Genomic DNA, 17,272 nt, shown 5'->3' on the forward strand with positions numbered 1-17,272 from the left:
CGCTTCCCGTCCAAGCCCGTGCCGCCTGCCGCCATGATCGAACTGCACTACTACCCGAGCAACGCCAGCTTCGCCCCGCACATCCTTCTGGAGGAGATGGGCATCCCCTTCGAGCTGCGCGAGGTGGACCGGGCCAACAACGAGCACAAGTCGCCGGCCTACTTGAAGCTCAACCCCAACGGCCTCATCCCCGTGCTCGTCGACGGCGACCTGGTGCTCTATGAGACGGCCGCCATCCTCATGCACCTGGCGGACTGCCATCCCGGCTTCGCTCCGGCGCCGGGCACGCCGCAGCGGGCGCACTACTACAAGTGGATGGTCTGGCTGACCAACACGCTGCAGGCCATGCTCATCCACTACTTCTACCCGGACCGCATGGCTTCCGACGCGGCCGAGGTCAAGGCGCGGGCCGAGGCGCAGGTCGCCCCGATGCTGGACCAGATGGATGCCGAACTGGCCCGCCACGGCGGCCCGTGGTTCCTGGGCTCGCATTACTCCGCCGTGGACCCGCTGGCCTTCATGCTATGCCGCTGGACGCGCATGCAAGCCCGCCCGGCCAAAGCGCGGCCGGCCTTGGGGGCTTACCTGCAGCGGGTGCTGGAGCGGCCGGCGACGCAGCGGGTGGTGGCGAGGGAGAAGTTGGCGGAGCCGGTGTATTGAGGATGGGGGTGGGTGTTTGAGCCTTTGCGGCTCGGTGCATTTGTTGTGGGTTGCTTTTGCATCGAGCCTTTGCGACTCGGTGCACCGAGCCGGGAGTCCGCCCCGGCGGGCGGGTAACTTTCTTCTGTCGCGCCAGAAGAAAGTCACCAAAGAAGAGGCGCTCTAAATCCAGCGCCCTGATGCGCTGAACGCCAAGAAGCGCCCCGAGGCGACCCGCTTCGCTCTCGCTGCTGTCCCTATCCACAGCACCACGAATCGGACCTTCACGCCGGTTAACGCCGGCTGCACGCCGGGCTCACCAATGAAGGCACCACACGCCACGACGCGCCGCCCGAGCGGCGCTTGCGTTCGACTCGTGAGCACGGCGTGCAGCCGCGCGTTAGGCGGGATGGCGGTTGATGGATGGCGTTGTGGATAGGGACAGCGGCGAGAGCGAAGCGGTTCGCTTGTAGCCTGGTCCGAGCCTCAAGCGCGCCGGGGTGCTGGCTTTAAGGCGCCTCTTCTTTGGTGACTTTCTTCTGGCGCCGACAGAAGAAAGTTACCCGCCCTCGCGGGGCGGATTCCCGCGGCGGTGCACCGAGTCGCAAAGGCTCTTCGCAAAAGCAACCCACAACACAACGCACCGAGCCGCGGAAGGCTCTCAGCACACGCCCCGCAAACCGGCCGCGCCCCTCAAGGCACCCCGCACAAGCAGTGCACCGCCGCCGCCCTTTCCCACCGCCCCTGCCCCGCCACCCTCGCCAGATCCTTCAGCGCCGCCAGCTCCTCCATCACCGGTGCCGGCAAGGCATCCAGCCCCAGCGAACGGACCAGTGATGGCGCCATCACGTCGCCCAGCGAGGCGAGCAGCCGCTCGCTGCGGCTGAGGTCGCGCTCGACGTAGACCAGCGGCGGCCGTGCGCCCGCCTTCACGTCCAGCTTGGCGAGACGGGCCGCCGTCTGGATGGCGTCGTCCAGGCTGCCGACCCGGTCCACCAAGCCGCGCTCCCGAGCCTGGCTGCCCGTCCAGATGCGCCCCTGCGCCACGGCGTCGATCTTCTCGGGCGTGCTCTTGCGCGCCTGGGCCGCCAGCGTCGTGAAGCGGGCGTAGACGCTGTCGATGCCTGACTGCACCGCCGCCTGCATGCGCGGGTCCAGGGGGCGGCGGGGGTCGTAGCCGCCGGCCAGCCAGGTCGTGCGCACGCCGCCGGTGTGCAGCGACAGCTTGTCCATCAGCCCCTCGGCCGTGGGCAGGATGCCGAAGACGCCGATGCTGCCGGTGATGGTGCCGGCGTCCGCGATGACGGCGTCGCTGCTCATCGAGATCCAGTAGCCGCCTGAGGCCGCCACGTCGCCCATGGACACGACGACGGGCTTGCCCGCCTGCCGCGTCAGCTCCAGCTCGCGCCGCACGATCTCCGACGCGAAGGCGCTGCCGCCCGGTGAATTCACGCGCAGCACCACGGCCTTGATGGCCTCGTCCTCGCGGGCCTTGCGGATCAGCCGGGCCGTCGAGTCGCCGCCGATGCGGCCCGGGCCGGCCTCGCCGTCGATGATCTCGCCCTCGGCCACCACGATGCCCAGGCCCGGCTGCAGCTTGTTCGGCGTGCCGGCGTCCTTCACGTGGGCCAGGTATTCGCCCAGCGACACCTGGCGGAAGCTGCGGCTCTGTTCGTCCTTCGCGCCCTTGGCGATCAGCAGCTCGCGCACCTGGTCGCGCGTCTTCAGGCCGTCCACGAGCTTGGCCTGCAGGGCCAGCTGGGCGGGGTCGCCCTTCAGGGCGGCCAGGCGCTGCGGCAGCTCTTCGATGCCCCTGGCGATGCTGCCCGCCTCGAGCTTGCGGGCCGCCTCGATGGCGCCGGTGAAGCCGCTCCACAGCTCGCCGTAGACCAGGCCTTCGGCCTCGACCGTGGCGGGGCTGGGGCCAGTGGCCGTGTAGGGCTCGGCAAAGCTCTTGTAGGTGCCGACCTTGATGACGTGGGCCGTCACGCCCAGGCGGTCGAGGGCGTCCTTGTAGTAGGTGCGCCAGCGCCCGAAGCCCTCCAGCATGACCATGCCCATGGGATGCATGTAGACCTCGCTGGCCTGGGCGGCCAGGAAGTAGCCGCGCTGGCTGAAGCTGTCGCCGTAGGCGATGACGGGCTTGCCGCTCTTCTTGAAGCGCTGCAGCGCCGCGGCCACCTCGTGCAGGCCCGCCAGGCCCGCGCTGCCCAGGTCGTCCACATCCAGCAGCACGGCGCCGATGGCGTCGTCGCGGGCGGCCTGGTCGAGCACGGCCAGCACGTCGCGCAGCCGCGTCTGCTTGGCGATGCCGCGGCCTTCGGCCTGGGCCAGCAGCTGCTCGCGCGGGCTGCCGGAGAACTGCTCGACGAGGTTGCCTTCCAGCTTGAGCACCAGCGTCGTCTTGTCGGCCAGGGGCCGCGGGCCGCGCGCCAGCAGGCCGGCCACCGTCAGGACGATCAGCAGCAGGACCAGCAGGTTCATCAGGGCGCGGCGGGTGCCGTCCAGCACCCACCACGCCTTGGAGAACAGCCAGCCGATCTTGGAGAACAGGGACTTCATCGAGGGCCACCTTGCGGATTGATGCCGCCGATTGTGCAGACTCCTCGCTTAGCATCCGCCGGTCATGTCTGCGAGGAGGCCCCATGCTTGCCTGGCCCGGCTGGTTGAGACGCGTGAACGAGCACTTCCCCCTGCGCTATCTCGCGTGGATGCTCTGTGGGCTGCTGGCCCTGGTTTTCTCCCTGAGCTGGATGGCGGGCCTCACCGACCGGCTGCTGGCCCTGCTCTTCCTGGCCCTGACGCTGCTGGGCCTGCGCGACTCGCGCCAGCCGCGCCACTCCATCCTGCGCAACTACCCGGTCATCGGCCACCTGCGCTTCCTGTTCGAGTTCATCCGGCCCGAGATCCGGCAGTACTTCGTCGAGGGCGACAACGACGCCGCGCCCTTCTCGCGCGCCCAGCGCTCCATCGTCTACCAGCGCGCCAAGGGCGACCCCGACCAGCGGCCCTTCGGGACCCAGCTCGACGTGGGCGAGCGCGGCTACGAGTGGATCAACCACTCCCTGGCGCCCACCCACCTCACCAGCCACGACTTCCGCATCACCATCGGCGCCGGCCGCGCCCAGCCCTACTCGGCCAGCGTCTTCAACATCTCGGCGATGAGCTTCGGCGCCCTCTCGGCCAACGCCATCCTGGCGCTCAACAAGGGCGCGCGGATGGGCGGCTTCGCCCACGACACCGGCGAGGGCTCGATCAGCGCCCACCACCGCGTGCATGGCGGCGACCTGATCTGGGAGATCGGCTCGGGTTATTTCGGCTGCCGCAACGACGAGGGCGGCTTCAGCGCCGAGCGCTTCCAGGCCGCCGCGGCCGACCCGCAGGTGAAGATGATCGAGCTCAAGCTCAGCCAGGGCGCCAAGCCCGGCCACGGCGGCGTGCTGCCGGGGCCCAAGGTCAGCCCCGAGATCGCCGCTGCGCGCGGCGTGCCGGTGGGGGTGGACTGCATCTCGCCGGCCCGCCACGGCGCCTTCTCCACGCCGGTGGAGATGATGCAGTTCATCGAGCGGCTGCGCACCCTCTCGGGCGGCAAGCCCACGGGCTTCAAGCTCTGCATCGGCCACCCGTGGGAATGGTTCGCCGTCTGCAAGGCCATGCTCGAGACCGGCATCACGCCGGACTTCATCGTCGTCGATGGTGCCGAGGGCGGCACCGGCGCGGCGCCGCTGGAGTTCACCAACAACGTCGGCGCGCCGCTGCAGGAGGGCCTGCTGCTCGTGCATAACACCCTGGTCGGCCTGAACCTGCGCGACAAGGTCAAGATCGGCTGCGCCGGCAAGGTGACGACGGCCTTCGACATCGTGCGCCTGATGGCCCTGGGCGCCGACTGGTGCAACGCGGCGCGCGGCTTCATGTTCGCCCTCGGCTGCATCCAGGCGCAGGCCTGCCACACGGGCCACTGCCCCACCGGCGTCACCACCCAGGACCCGCACCGCCAGCGCGCCATCGTCGTGCCCGACAAGGCCCAGCGCGTCGCCAACTTCCACCAGAACACGCTCAAGGCGCTGAAGGAGCTCGTCGAGGCCGCCGGCCTGTGCCACCCGCGCGAGATCACGGCCCAGCACATCGTCCATCGCCTGGACAAGCACGAGGTCAGGCTGCTGGCCAACCTGCTGCCCTTCGTCGAGCCGGGCGCCCTGCTGCGCGGCGAGATGCCGCACAACACCTTCCGCATCTACTGGCCGCTGGCCAGCGCGCACAGCTTCGCGCCCCAGGGCGACATCGCGCGGGCGGCCTGAACGGCCCTGCCGAGTCCCCATTCAGGGGGCAACCGCCAGAACGCGGGGGATGGAGTCTGCAAGTTAGGGGGATGAAGGCCAAAACGCGCACAATCGCGCCCGGTTACATCGCCGCGACATGCCCACCGTCTATCTCCTTCGCCTCAGCGGGTCCACGCTCCAGCGCACCCGCTCGCTGCTGCTGCAGGCGCCCGGTGTGGAGCTGGCGGGCAGCAGCCCCGTCCTGGCCGATGCGCTCGAGGAACTCGTCAGGCTGGCGCCCGACATCGTCGCGAGCGACCTGCGCCTGGCGGACAGCCATGCCATGCGCGTGGCCCATGAGCTGGGCCGCCTGCCGGTGCGCCCGCAGTTGCTGCTGCTGACGCCGACGGCCGATGACCTGCAGCTCTTCGCGGCCTTGTGCGCCGGGGCCAATGCCTACCACGTGGACGACGGCAGCGGCGCCGGCCTGGTGGAGGCGCTCGCGCGGCTGCACGACCGCCGCGCCCGTCTCAGCCCCCAGATCGCCCGCCAGGCGCTGGCGGCCTTCGGCATCGAGCGCAGCCCCCTGGCCGTCGCCCGGCTGGCCCCGGCCGCGCAGGATGCGACGCCGGCCGGCCGGCAGATCGACCAGGCCAGCCGCCATCTGCTCACGCTGCTGGCCCAGGGCCTGCTGATGACGGAGATCGCGGCGCTGTGGAAGCTGGACGTCGCCGAGATCGAGCGCCGCGCCTGGCGCCTCGTGCGCCTGCTGCACGTGCGCTCGCGCGAGCTGCTGATCGCCTGAGGGCTGCATCCGCCTGCTGCGCGGCCACATGGCGGGCCTGCGCTGCTCGCCGTACGCGTGTACGGCTGTGCGGCTCGACCCGCCCTGAGGCCGCTCGCGACGGCGGCTGCAAACCCTCAGCGATCAGGCCGGAGCGGTGTCGATGAAGCTCTGGCGCTGGGAGAGCTTGTCCATGTGGCGCGCGAGGTTGGGGTGGGTCTCGCGCCAGTTGATTTCCGGGAAGCGGAACTCCAGCCAGCCCAGGGCGCAGCCGGTGGCGATGTCGGCCAGCGAGAAGTGGTTGCCCGAGCACCAGGCCTTTTCGCCCAGGCCCTGGCTCATGGCGGCCAGGGCGGCATTGACCTTGCCGAGCTGGCGGTCGATCCAGGCGGGGCTGCGCTGCTCCGCCGGGCGGTGCGCCCAGGTGCGCTCCATGCGCACCAGCACGCCGGCGTCCATGATGCCGTCGGCCAGGGCTTCCCAGGTGCGCACCTCGCAACGCTCGCGCCCGCGCTCGGGGATGAGCTTGCCCACGGGGGAGAGGGTGTCCACGTACTCGACGATGACGCGCGAGTCGAAGACGGCGCCGGTGATGGAGTCCTGGCCTTCCATGACGAGGCAGGGCACCTTGCCCAGCGGGTTCATCTTCAGGATGGCGTCGCTGCCCCAGACGTCTTCGAGCACCAGCTGGTAATCGAGCTTCTTCTCGGCCATCACGATGCGCACCTTGCGCACGTAAGGGCTGGCGAGCGAACCGATCAACTTCATCGTCATAGAGGCGTTGGACACGGGGGAACAAGTCGAAACGATTCTAGCGAGCGGCCCTGGACGGGCCGTCCGTGAATAAGCCCTGTCGGCTCGGCCCGACAGGGCTCGGGCAAGCAGGGGTTGCCAGCTCCGGCGGGAGCCGCGACAGTGCCGGCCGAACACCGCCGCAGACGGTGCCACTCATGAGGGAGATTGCATGCACGAGTTCGACGCCGCCGCCGACGCGGCCCCGCCTTCCATCGCACCGGCGCCGGCCACACCCCCCGATCCGCGTGTCCTCGAAATCCGCTTCACGGGTTCGGGCAGCGAGTACTTCCGCATCTGGTCGGTGAACCTGCTGCTCATCCTCGTCACGCTCGGGCTCTACCTGCCCTTCGCCAAGGCCCGGCGCATCCGCTACTTCTATGCCAATACCCTGGTCGACGGGCAGGCCCTGGCCTTCCACGGCGACCCCTGGAAGATGTTCCGCGGCTTCCTGCTGCTGGTGGTGCTGATGGGCACCTACAGCGCGGCGGGCCATTTCTCTCCCACGGCAGCCTTCGTCGCCTTCCTCATCCTGTGCGCCGTCTGGCCGGCGCTGTGGCGGGCCTCGCTGCAGTTCCGCCTCGGCAACACCAGCTGGCGCGGCCTGCGCCTGCGCTTCGAGGGCTCGCTGCGCGGCGCCTACCTGGCCTGCCTGCCGAGCTATCTGCCGGCCATCGCCCTCATCGGTGGCGCGCTGCTGATGCAGGCCGAAGGGACCGCCGGGCCGGTGTTCACCCCCGCCACGGCCTTGTACGCCAGTGGCGCGCTGTGCATGGCCTTGTTCGGGCCGTGGTCGCTGGCCCTGTTCAAGCGCTACCAGCACAACGGCTACCGCATCGCGGGCCAGGCCAGCCGCATCCGGCTGTCGGTCGCCAAGCTCTACCTGCTCAGCCTCAAGACCATCGGCGTTGCGGTGCTGCCGGCAGTGGCGGCCGGCGCGGTGGTGGCCTTCGTCATGGGCGCCGCCCATGCCATGGGCCTCAGCAAGGCCGTCGCCATCGTCGTCATGATCGCCGGGGTGATGCTGGGCTACCTGCTCTTCTTCGCCATCGTCATGCCCTATGGCGCGGCGCGCATGCAGGACCTGGTCTGGAACGGCACGCGCAGCGAGGCGCTCACCTTCCACAGCGCCCTCAAGTTCCGTTCACTGTTCGTGCTGACGTTGAAGAACTGGCTGCTGACCGCGTTCACCCTCGGCCTGTACCGCCCCTTCGCCGCCGTCGCCACGGCCCGCCTGCGCCTGGAGGCCGTGCGCATCGACAGCAGCGAGGACCCGGCCGACTGGGTCGCCGCGGCCAGCGCCGGGCATGCCGACGCCACCGGCGACATCGCGGGCGACTTCTTCGGCATCGACATGGGGTTGTGATGCCCCAGGCTCCGCGCCTCGTCGCCGACTGGTTCGACGGCCGCAGCGCCCGCCCGATGGCGGTGGAGGTGTGGATCGACGGCGGGCGGCTGCATTTCGGCGAGCGCAGCGCACCCCTTGCCGATCTCACCTGGCCCGAGCGCCAGCGCCATGGCCAGCGGCAGATCCTGCTGCGCGGCGAAGGCCTGCTGAGCTTTGGCGACGCGGCGGCCTTCGACGCCTGGGCCGCGGCCTCGGGCCGGGGAGACAGCCTGGTCGTGCGCTGGCAGCAGAGCTGGCGGCTGGCCGGGCTGTCGCTGGTGCTCATCGTCGCGGTCCTCGCCGCGGGCTATCGCTGGGGCCTGCCGTGGGCGGTGGACGCCACGGTGGCCGTGATGCCCGCCTCGGCCGAGCGGGCGCTGGGCGAGCAGGTGCTGCGGGGCATGGACGCCGACTGGCTCAAGCCCAGCCGCCTGAGCCCCACCCGCCAGCGCGACTGGCGCGAGCGCTGGGCCGCGGCCCTGGCCCGCGCTCGCACGGGTGGCGGGCCGGCGGTGCCGGAGCACTTCGAGATCCACTTCCGTGACGGCGGCAAGGCCCTGGGCCCGAACGCCTTCGCCCTGCCCGGCGGCGACATCGTCATCACCGACGCCCTGCTGGAGCTGCTGGACGACGAACCCGATGCCGTGACGACGGTGCTGGCCCACGAGATCGGCCACGTCCGCCACCGGCACGGCCTGCGACTGGTGCTGCGGGCCGGCGCGGTGAGCGTCGTCGCCTCGGTCATCGTGGGCGACTTCTCGGCCCTGCTCGCGGCGGCGCCCGCCGTGCTGGCCAGCAATGCCTACTCGCGCGACAACGAGCGCGAGGCCGATCGCTACGGCCGGGCCCTGGCGCGGGCGGGCGGCGCCGACACCTCGCGCATGGCGGTCTTCTTCGAGCGCCTGGCCAAGCGGCGCGAAGCCTCGGTCGACGACAGCCCCGTGGCCATCGCGTTTTCCAGCCATCCGGCGGACGACGAACGCGTGAGGTTCTTCAGCGAGCCGTGAAATCTAGAATTGCGGGTTTTCCACGACCCGCCCGGCTGCCATGACCACCTCCGCCTTCAACCCGATCAGCGCCCTGTCGCCGCTGGACGGCCGCTATGCCGCCAAGGTGGCGGCCCTGCGTCCGCTGCTGTCCGAATACGGGCTGATGCACCGGCGCGTGCAGGTCGAGGTGGAGTGGTTCATCGCCCTGTCGGACGCCGGCTTCAAGGAGTTCAAGCCGCTGTCGGGCAGCGCCCGCTCGCGGCTGCGCCGGCTGGTGAAGAAGTTCAGCGAGGCCGATGCCGAGGAGATCAAGGCCATCGAGCGCACGACCAACCACGACGTCAAGGCCGTGGAGTACTGGATCAAGCGCAGCTTCGAGGGCCAGCCCGAGCTGCTGGCGGCGTCCGAGTTCGTGCACTTCGCCTGCACCAGCGAGGACATCAACAACACCAGCCACGCGCTGATGCTCAAGGCCGCCCGCGACGAGGTCATGCTCCCGGCCCTGGACGGCATCCTCGAGACGCTGCGCAAGATGGCCCACCAGTTCGCCGCCGTGCCCATGCTCAGCCGCACCCACGGCCAGACGGCCAGCCCCACGACCGTGGGCAAGGAGATCGCCAACGTCGTGGCGCGCCTGTCGACGGCGCGCGAGCGCATCGCCGCCGTCAAGCCCCTGGCCAAGATGAACGGCGCGGTCGGCAACTTCAACGCCCACCTCTCGGCCTGGCCCAGGCACGACTGGGAGAAGTTCTCGAAGCAGGTCATCGAGAAGCAGCTCAAGCTGAGCTTCAACCCCTACACCATCCAGATCGAGCCGCACGACTACATGGCCGAGCTGTTCGATGCCTTCACCCGCGCCAACACCATCCTCATCGACTGGGCACGCGACGTCTGGGGCTACATCAGCCTGGGTTACTTCAAGCAGCGGACCAAGGCCGGCGAGATCGGCAGCTCGACCATGCCGCACAAGGTCAACCCCATCGACTTCGAGAACGCGGAAGGCAACTTCGGCCTGGCCAGCGCGGTGCTCACCCACCTGAGCCAGAAGCTGCCGGTGAGCCGCTGGCAGCGCGACCTGACGGACTCCACCGTGCTGCGCAACATGGGCGTGGGCCTGGGCTACGCACTGCTGGGTTATGACTCCCTGGCCAAGGGCCTCGGCAAGCTGGAGGTCAACGAGGCCGCGCTGGCCGCCGACCTCGACGCCGCCTGGGAGGTGCTGGCCGAACCCATCCAGACCGTCATGCGCCGCTACGGCCTGGAGAACCCCTACGAGCAGCTCAAGGAGCTGACCCGCGGCAAGGCCATCACGCGCGAGTCGCTCCAGGCCTTCATCGAGGGCCTGGACCTGCCCAAGGCCGAGAAGGCGCGGCTGCTCAAGCTCACGCCGGGCGGCTACACGGGGCTGGCGGCCGAGCTGGCCAGGCGCATCTAGCCGTCGTTTCCCAAGAGGCTTCCCAAGAGGCTGCTTACCGAAGTTTCAGCCGGAACACCCGCGAGGGCTCGTCGTAGCCCTCGAGCTGTTCCTGGCCCTGCTCCACGAAACCCAGCTTGGCCAGCAGCCCCGTGCTGCGCGGGTTGTCCACGGCCGTGATGGCCATCAGCACCGGCCAGCCGAGCCCGTCGCGCGCATGGGCCACGCAGGCGCGCGCCGCCTCCAGGGCATAGCCGCGCCCCTCGTGCTCGGCCAGCAGGGCATAGCCCAGGTCGGGTTCGGGCAGGGCCGGGCGCTTGAAGAGGCCGCACATGCCGAGCAGCGCGCCGTCCTCGCGCCGCCGCACGGCCCAGAAACCGTGACCGAGTTCTCGATAGGCCTTGAAGAGCCGGCCCTCGGCCCAGGAGAGCGCCTCTTCGGCGGTGCGCACGCCGGGGTCGTTGATGTTGCGTATCCAGCCGGGCTCGTTGACCAGGCGCAGCAGGAAGGGGGCGTCCAGCGGTGTGAATTCACGCAGCGACAGGCGTTCGGTGTCCAGGATGTGCATGAGACAAGACAATAACTGGTCATGCTCAAATCCCGCGCCGCCCGCTAGACCTGCCTGCCACTGCCCGACCGCCCATCCACCCCTGACGCCTCATGAGCCCCGCGCCCGACTCCAGCGACAACCCCGCGCTCGGCCAGGCCCTGCGCGAGCTGGACGTCATCCTGGCCAATGCCGGCGTGGGCATCGTCTTCGTCAAGGCGCGCACCCTGGTGCGCTGCAACCAGCGCTATGCCGAGATCTACGGCTTCGACAGCCCCGAGGCGGCCGTCGGCTGCAGCAGCACCGAGCTCTACGAGACCGAAGAAGCCGCCTGCGGCCTGGGCGCCCGCGCCTACCCGGTGCTCGCCGCCGGCGAGACCTTCCGGGGCGAGCAGCTCATGCGGCGCCAGAACGGCGAGGTGTTCTGGGCCCACCTGACCGGCCGCCTCATCGACGCGGACGAGCCGGCCAGCGGCTCGATCTGGATCGTCGACGACATCCACGAGCGCAAGCTGGCCGACGCGGCCCTGGCCGACCTGCACGCCGAGCAGCAGCTCATCTTCGACCACGCCATGGTCGGCATCGTCTTCCTGCGCGGGCGGCGGGTGACGCGCTGCAACCGCGCCTTCGAGCAGCTCTTCGGCTACGGGCCCGGTGAACTGGACGGTCAGCTCTCGCGGGCCTGGTACCTCAGCGACGAGGACTGGAAGGCGGCCGGCGATCTCTGCTACGAGCCGCTGGTGCGTGGCGACGCCTTCCACGCCGAGATGCTGCTCGGCCGCAAGGACGGCACGCCGGTGTGGTGCGAAGTGCGCAGCAAGGCCATCGACCGCAGCGACCTGTCGCGCGGCTCCATCTGGATCACCCAGGACATCACGGCCCGCAAGCACGCCGAGCAGGAGCTCGTGGAGGCCAAGGCCCAGCTGATGGCGATCGTCGAGCAGCGCACCCAGGAACTCAGCCGGACCGTCGCCGCCCTGGAGCTCAAGATCGCCGAGCAGCAGGCCGCCGAGGCGCGCGCCGAGCGCCTGGCCCTCTTCGACGGGCTGACCGGCCTGCCCAACCGCCACCTGCTGGCCGACCGCGCCAGCCAGGCCATCGACATCGCGCGCCGCAACGACGAGCCGCTGGCCGTGCTCTTCCTCGACCTGGACCACTTCAAGAACGTCAACGACACCCTCGGTCACCGCGTCGGCGATGCCCTGCTGACCCAGCTGGCCGCGCGGCTGCGCGGCGCGGTGCGCGAGCAGGACACGGTCGCCCGCATGGGCGGCGACGAGTTCGTCCTCGTGCTGCCGCTGACCGACGTCGCCGGCGCCGCCCACCTGGCGACCAAGCTGATGGCGCTGGCCAGCGCTCCCTTCCAGGTCGACCGCCAGGAGCTGACGGTCACGCCGTCGATGGGTATCGCCATGTTCCCCACCGATGGCGACGACTTCGACACCCTGTGCAAGTGCGCGGACGCCGCCATGTACCGGGCCAAGAAGGACGGCCGCAACGCCTACCGCTTCTTCACGAGCGAGATGCAGGCCCAGTCCGCCCGTGCCCTGATGCTGGAGAACGCCCTGCGCCGCGCGCTGGAGCGGCGCCAGCTCAGCCTGCACTACCAGCCGCAGTTCTCGCTGGACCCCGATGGCGAGGCCCGCATCGTCGGCGCCGAGGCCCTGCTGCGCTGGCAGCATCCCGAGCTAGGCTGGGTGTCGCCGGCCGAGTTCATCCCCGTGGCCGAGGCCTCGGGCCTCATCCTGCCCATCGGCGAATGGGTGCTGCGCGAGGCGGTGTCGCAGCTGCGCCGCTGGGACGACGCCGGCCTGCCCGGCCTGTCCATGGCCGTCAACCTGTCGGCGGTGCAGTTCCGCCATGCCGACCTGCCCCAGCTCGTGGAGCGCGTGCTGTCCGAGATCGGCGTACCCGCCGAGAGGCTGGAGCTGGAGCTCACCGAGGGCGCGGCCATGGACGACCCGGCCGTGGCCATCACCGTCATGAACGAGCTGCATGCCCGTGGCGTGCTCCTGTCCATCGACGACTTCGGCACCGGCTATTCGTCGCTGAGCTACCTGAAGAAGTTCCGCGTCGGCAAGCTCAAGATCGACCAGTCCTTCGTGCGCGACCTCACCGACGATGCCGAGGACCGCGCCATCGTCGACGCCGTCATCCGCATGGCCGCCGCCCTGGGCCTGCAGACCCTGGCCGAGGGCGTCGAGACCGAAGGCCAGCTCGCCTTCCTGCGCCGCCACGGCTGCCAGGCGGTGCAGGGTTATCTTTTCAGCCGCCCGCTGCCGGCGGAGGCCTTCGCCGAATTCGTCCTCGCCCGCACCGCCCCCATCTCCGCCTACTGATGAACTTCATTGCCCAGCTCCAAGCCCTGTGCCCCCAGTCCCGCCTGTGCGTCGGCCTCGACCCCGAGCCCGCCAGGCTGCCGGGCGGCTGGGTGGGCGATGCCTCGAAGATCTACGACTTCTGCGCCGCCATCGTGGATGCCACGCGCGACCTCGTCTGCGCCTTCAAGCCGCAGATCGCCTACTTCGCCGCCCACCGTGCCGAGGACCAGCTCGAGCGGCTCATCGCCCACATCCATGACGTCGCCCCCGGCGTACCCGTCATCCTGGATGCCAAGCGCGGCGACATCGGCTCCACCGCCGAGCAGTACGCCCGCGAGGCCTTCGTGCGTTACCAGGCCGATGCGGTGACCCTCTCGCCCTTCATGGGCTTCGACTCGGTCGAGCCCTACCTGGCCTACGAAGGCAAGGGCGCCATCCTGCTGTGCCGTACCTCCAACAAGGGTGGCGACGACTGGCAGATGCAGCGCCTGGCCGACGTGCCCGGCCAGCCGCGGCTGTTCGAGCACCTGGCTCGCCTGGCCGAGACGCAATGGAACCGCAACGGCCAGCTCGGGCTGGTCGTGGGCGCCACCTATCCGGGCGAGATCGCCCGCGTGCGCGAGCTGGCGCCCACCCTGCCCCTGCTCGTGCCTGGCGTGGGTGCGCAGGGTGGCGACGCCGCGGCCGTCGTGCAGGCGGCGGGCCGGACGGCGCCGCTGGTGGTCAATTCCTCGCGCGCCATCCTTTACGCCAGCCAGGGCGCCGACTTCGCCGAGCGCGCCCGCGCGGTGGCGGAAGCGACCCGTCGGTCGCTGACCTGAGCATGGCCCTGGCCGGCGAAGACCTCAGCAGCCTCGTCGGCCACGCCGCGCCGCCGGAGCAGCAGCGCGAACTCCTGCGCAGCAGCATGCGCTGGCAGGCGTCGCGGGTCTTCCTGCTGGCCTGCGCGCCGGTCTTCCTGCCGGTGGCGGGCCTGCTGTGGCTCACCCGCCAGCCGGGCGAGTGGCTGGACGGCCTCGTGCCGCCTTCGCTGGCACTGGTCATCTCGCTGCTGGCCACGCTGCGCCTGCTGGTGCTGTGGCGCGCGCCGCGGCGGCGCCAGAATCCGCTGATCGCCCTGGGCATGATGACCCTGGTGCTGCTGCTGCCGGTAGCCGTCTCGGTGTCCCGCGACCTCGGCCTGTGGTCGGTCAGCCTGCCGCTGATGAGCCTGGTGGTCGCCTTCGCGACCGGGCTGCTCGGCCTGCCTTCGGGCCTGCTGCTCACCGGCCTGGGAGCCGTGGCCCTGGGCGGGCTGGCGACGGCGGAGTTCCTCGGCTGGCCTGCTCGGCCGTTGGCTTCGTCAGGCATCGGCCTGCGCCTGGCCACGCAGTTCGCCCTGCTCGGCTCGGGCCTCATCGCCGGCCTGGGCCTGCTCAGGATGGTGAACCGCTCGCTCGCCGAGGCCGACGAGCGCACCGTGCGCTTCCGCGGCCTGCTCGCCATGGCGGTGGACTGGTACTGGGAGATGGACCGCGAGTTCCGCTTCACCCACGTCGCCGAGGAGCGACCCGGCAGCTCGGGCCTGGACCTGCAGTGCCGCATCGGCAAGACGCCGTGGGAACTCGACGGCATGGGCCTGTCGGACGACGAGCTCGACGCCCACCGTGCCGACCTGGAATCGCACCGCCCCTTCCACGGCATGGTGGCGCGCCGCACCGGCACCGACGGCAGCCCGCGCTGGGTCTCCATCAGCGGCGAGCCCCGTTTCGACGCCCAGGGCAACTTCCGCGGCTACTGGGGCGTGGGCCGCGACGTCACGCACGAGGTCGCCGCCGAGCAGACGGTGCATGCCACCGAGACGCGCTACCGCGAGCTGTTCCGCCGCTCGCCGTCGCCGCTGGTGCTGCACCGCTGGGGCCGCGTCGTCGACGCCAACCCGGCCGCCATGGCGATGTTCGGTTATGCGCAGCGCTCCAGCATGATCGGCCAGGACCTGTTCAGCCACTACGAGCCCGGCGACGACGAGACGGCCCGCCAGCAGGCCGCCCGGCTGGAAGGCCTGGCCCCCGGCGCGATGCAGCCCATGGCCGAGTACCGGCTGCGCACGCTGTCGCGCCGCCGCCGCCTCGTGCAGGCCACCAGCGTGCGCGTCGAGACCGCCAGCGGCCCGGCCACGCTCACCTTCTTCACCGACCAGACCGAGCAGAGCCGCGCCCAGGACGCGCTGCGCCGCTCCGAGGGCCTGCTGTCCCACCTCGTCGCCACCAGCCCCGACGTCATCACGCTGACCGAGGCCGAAAGCGGGCGCTACGCCATGGTCAACAAGGCCTTCGAGACGTTGAGCGGCTGGAACAGCGGCGAGATTCTCGGCCGCACGGCCGACGAGATCGGCATCTGGCACAACGCGGCCGACCGTGCCGCCGTTCGCGACGCCATCCGCCGCGACGGCATCGCCAACAACCTGGCGGTCAGCTTCCGCCGCAAGGACGGCAGCGCCATCTCCATGCTGGTCTCGGTCGCGCCCTTCGAGATGGACGGGCAGAACTACCTCGTGCTCTACGCCCGCGACGTGTCGGAGAGCGAGCGCACCCGCCTCGTGCACGGCGCCATCCTGGAGAACGCCTCCATCGGCATCGCCCTGACCCGCGACCAGCAGTTCGTGCTGGCCAACCCACGCGTGGAGGCCATGTTCGGCTGGGAGCGTGGCGCCCTGATCGGCCAGCACGGCAGCGTCGTGTGGCCGACGGTGGAGGACTGGCAGGCCGTCGGCCGCGACCTCGGGCCGCGCCTGGCCGCGGGCGAGCAGGTCGAGGCCGAGCGCACCATGCGCCGCCGCGACGGCACCACCTTCCTGGCCCGGCTGCTGGCCCAGGCCGTGGACCCGGCCCACCCCAGCCGCGGCGGCACCATCTGGATCATTGAGGACATCACCGAGCGCCGCCGCGTCGAGGACCAGCTCGCCCACGCCAAGGACGAGGCCCAGGCCGCCAGCCGCGCGAAGAGCGCCTTCCTCGCCAACACCAGCCACGAGATCCGCACGCCACTCAACGGCCTGCTCGGCCTCGGCCGCCTGGCCCAGCAGCCCGACATCTCCGAAGCCCAGCGCCGCGAGTACCTCAACCAGATGATGGACAGCGCCGAGAGCCTGTCCGGCCTCATCTCGGACATCCTGGACCTCTCCAAGATTGAGGCCGGCCGCCTCACGCTCGAGACCCAGCCCTTCTCGCTGCGCGAGCTGCTCGCCTCCATCCGACTGGCCTACCTGACCCTGGCCCAGGCGCGCGGCCTGTCCTTCGCCGTCGAGATCGACCCGGCGCTGCCGAGCTGGGTCTTCGGCGACCCGCTGCGCACCCGCCAGATCCTGTCCAACTACCTGACCAATGCGCTGAAGTTCACCGAGAAGGGCGGCATCACCGTCAGCGTCAAGGCCCTAGGCCGCAACGCCCACGGCAGCGCCGGCGAGTGGGTGCGCGTGGAGGTCACCGACACCGGCCCGGGCATCGCGCCGGAGCAGCAGCAGCGCCTCTTCCAGCCCTTCACCCAGGCCGACGAGTCGACGACGCGGCGCTTCGGCGGTACGGGCCTGGGGCTGTCCATCTGCCGCGAGCTGGCCACGTTGATGGGCGGCGAGGTCGGCGTGCGCAGCGTCTTCGGCGAGGGCTCGACCTTCTGGGCCGAGCTGCCCCTGCCGGGCGCGCCAGCCCCCATGGCCCACCAGCCGCGCGAGCCGCGCGCCGCCGGGGCCGGCCACGACGCGCTGCAGGGCCGGCGCGTGCTCATCGCCGAGGACCATCCGGTCAACATGCTCATCGCCGTGGCCCAGCTGGAGCAGTGGGGCATGGAGGTCGCCCAGGCCAGCGACGGCCGCCAGGCCATCGAGGCCGTGCTGGCCGCCGCCAGCGTCGGCAAGCCCTTCGACATCGTGCTGATGGACGTGCAGATGCCGGTCATGGGCGGGCATGATGCGACCCGCGAGCTGCGCAAGCACTTCACCGCCGAGGAACTGCCCATCGTCGCGCTGACGGCGGCGGCCCTGGTGTCGGAGCGTGACGACGCCTTCGCCGCCGGCATGAACGACTTCCTCACCAAGCCCATCGACCCGCCCCGCCTGCACCAGACGCTGATGAAGCTGACCGGCGGCCGGCGCAACGCCTGAGC

Annotated in this window: 12 protein-coding genes; 9 read left to right on the top strand and 3 right to left on the bottom strand. The window is 70.6% G+C overall.

The genetic code is table 11. The features are described from left to right. Window positions 1–33: 33 nt before the first annotated feature. Complete coding sequence (locus tag LXT12_RS24860) at window positions 34–660, top strand: glutathione S-transferase family protein (protein WP_233394997.1); 627 nt, start codon at window positions 34–36, stop codon at window positions 658–660. Between the two features lie 672 nt (window positions 661–1,332). Here the strand turns inward: LXT12_RS24860 and sppA are convergent. Beyond that, entirely contained in the window at window positions 1,333–3,201 is a 1,869-nt protein-coding gene (gene sppA / locus LXT12_RS24865) for a signal peptide peptidase SppA (protein ID WP_233394998.1), read from the bottom strand. Window positions 3,202–3,284: 83 nt separating this feature from the next. Between sppA and LXT12_RS24870 the strand changes: the two genes are divergently transcribed. Together LXT12_RS24870 and LXT12_RS24875 are read left to right on the top strand one after the other, a co-directional pair. Next, complete coding sequence (locus LXT12_RS24870; RefSeq protein WP_233394999.1) at window positions 3,285–4,937, top strand: FMN-binding glutamate synthase family protein; 1,653 nt, start codon at window positions 3,285–3,287, stop codon at window positions 4,935–4,937. Between the two features lie 118 nt (window positions 4,938–5,055). Continuing rightward, window positions 5,056–5,703 (top strand): response regulator, encoded by a 648-nt coding sequence (locus LXT12_RS24875; RefSeq protein WP_233395000.1) that lies wholly within the window; start codon window positions 5,056–5,058, stop codon window positions 5,701–5,703. A 123-nt stretch (window positions 5,704–5,826) separates the two neighbouring features. Here the strand turns inward: LXT12_RS24875 and LXT12_RS24880 are convergent, their stop codons facing one another. Next, window positions 5,827–6,450 carry a glutathione S-transferase family protein gene (locus tag LXT12_RS24880; protein ID WP_233395016.1) on the bottom strand — a complete coding sequence of 208 codons (624 nt, stop codon included), beginning with the start codon at window positions 6,448–6,450 and terminating at the stop codon, window positions 5,827–5,829. Window positions 6,451–6,646: 196 nt separating this feature from the next. Here LXT12_RS24880 and LXT12_RS24885 point away from each other — a divergent pair, with 196 nt between their 5' ends. From LXT12_RS24885 to purB, 3 genes are read left to right on the top strand one after another with little or no spacing between them, the layout of a single operon-like run. Then, the gene (locus LXT12_RS24885) at window positions 6,647–7,840 is read left to right on the top strand and encodes a YjgN family protein (protein ID WP_233395001.1); all 1,194 of its coding nucleotides are present in this window, start codon (window positions 6,647–6,649) and stop codon (window positions 7,838–7,840) included. After that, the gene (locus LXT12_RS24890) at window positions 7,840–8,868 is read left to right on the top strand and encodes a M48 family metallopeptidase (RefSeq protein WP_233395002.1); all 1,029 of its coding nucleotides are present in this window, start codon (window positions 7,840–7,842) and stop codon (window positions 8,866–8,868) included. Before LXT12_RS24885 ends, LXT12_RS24890 begins: the two co-directional genes overlap by 1 nt. Before the next feature lie 40 nt (window positions 8,869–8,908). Beyond that, window positions 8,909–10,285, top strand: coding sequence for an adenylosuccinate lyase (gene purB / locus LXT12_RS24895; RefSeq protein ID WP_233395003.1), 1,377 nt, complete (start codon window positions 8,909–8,911; stop codon window positions 10,283–10,285). Between the two features lie 34 nt (window positions 10,286–10,319). Here purB and LXT12_RS24900 read toward each other — a convergent pair whose 3' ends face one another. Next, window positions 10,320–10,832, bottom strand: a complete 513-nt coding sequence (locus LXT12_RS24900) for a GNAT family N-acetyltransferase (RefSeq protein WP_233395004.1) — start codon at window positions 10,830–10,832, stop codon at window positions 10,320–10,322. A gap of 92 nt (window positions 10,833–10,924) precedes the next feature. On the opposite strand from LXT12_RS24900, the gene LXT12_RS24905 reads away from it, so the two are divergent. From LXT12_RS24905 to LXT12_RS24915, 3 genes are read left to right on the top strand one after another with little or no spacing between them, the layout of a single operon-like run. Further along, on the top strand, window positions 10,925–13,150 hold the full coding sequence (locus LXT12_RS24905) for a putative bifunctional diguanylate cyclase/phosphodiesterase (RefSeq protein ID WP_233395005.1): 2,226 nt from the start codon (window positions 10,925–10,927) through the stop codon (window positions 13,148–13,150). Continuing rightward, window positions 13,150–13,953: an orotidine-5'-phosphate decarboxylase gene (gene pyrF / locus LXT12_RS24910; protein WP_233395006.1), complete on the top strand. Its 804-nt coding sequence runs from the start codon at window positions 13,150–13,152 to the stop codon at window positions 13,951–13,953. The genes LXT12_RS24905 and pyrF overlap by 1 nt, the downstream gene beginning before the upstream one ends. A 2-nt stretch (window positions 13,954–13,955) precedes the next feature. Next, complete coding sequence (locus LXT12_RS24915; RefSeq protein WP_233395007.1) at window positions 13,956–17,270, top strand: PAS domain S-box protein; 3,315 nt, start codon at window positions 13,956–13,958, stop codon at window positions 17,268–17,270. Window positions 17,271–17,272: the final 2 nt, after the last annotated feature.

It is taken from the genome of Pelomonas caseinilytica (assembly GCF_021353235.1).
In the GTDB taxonomy this organism is placed as follows: Bacteria; Pseudomonadota; Gammaproteobacteria; order Burkholderiales; family Burkholderiaceae_C; genus Pelomonas; species Pelomonas caseinilytica.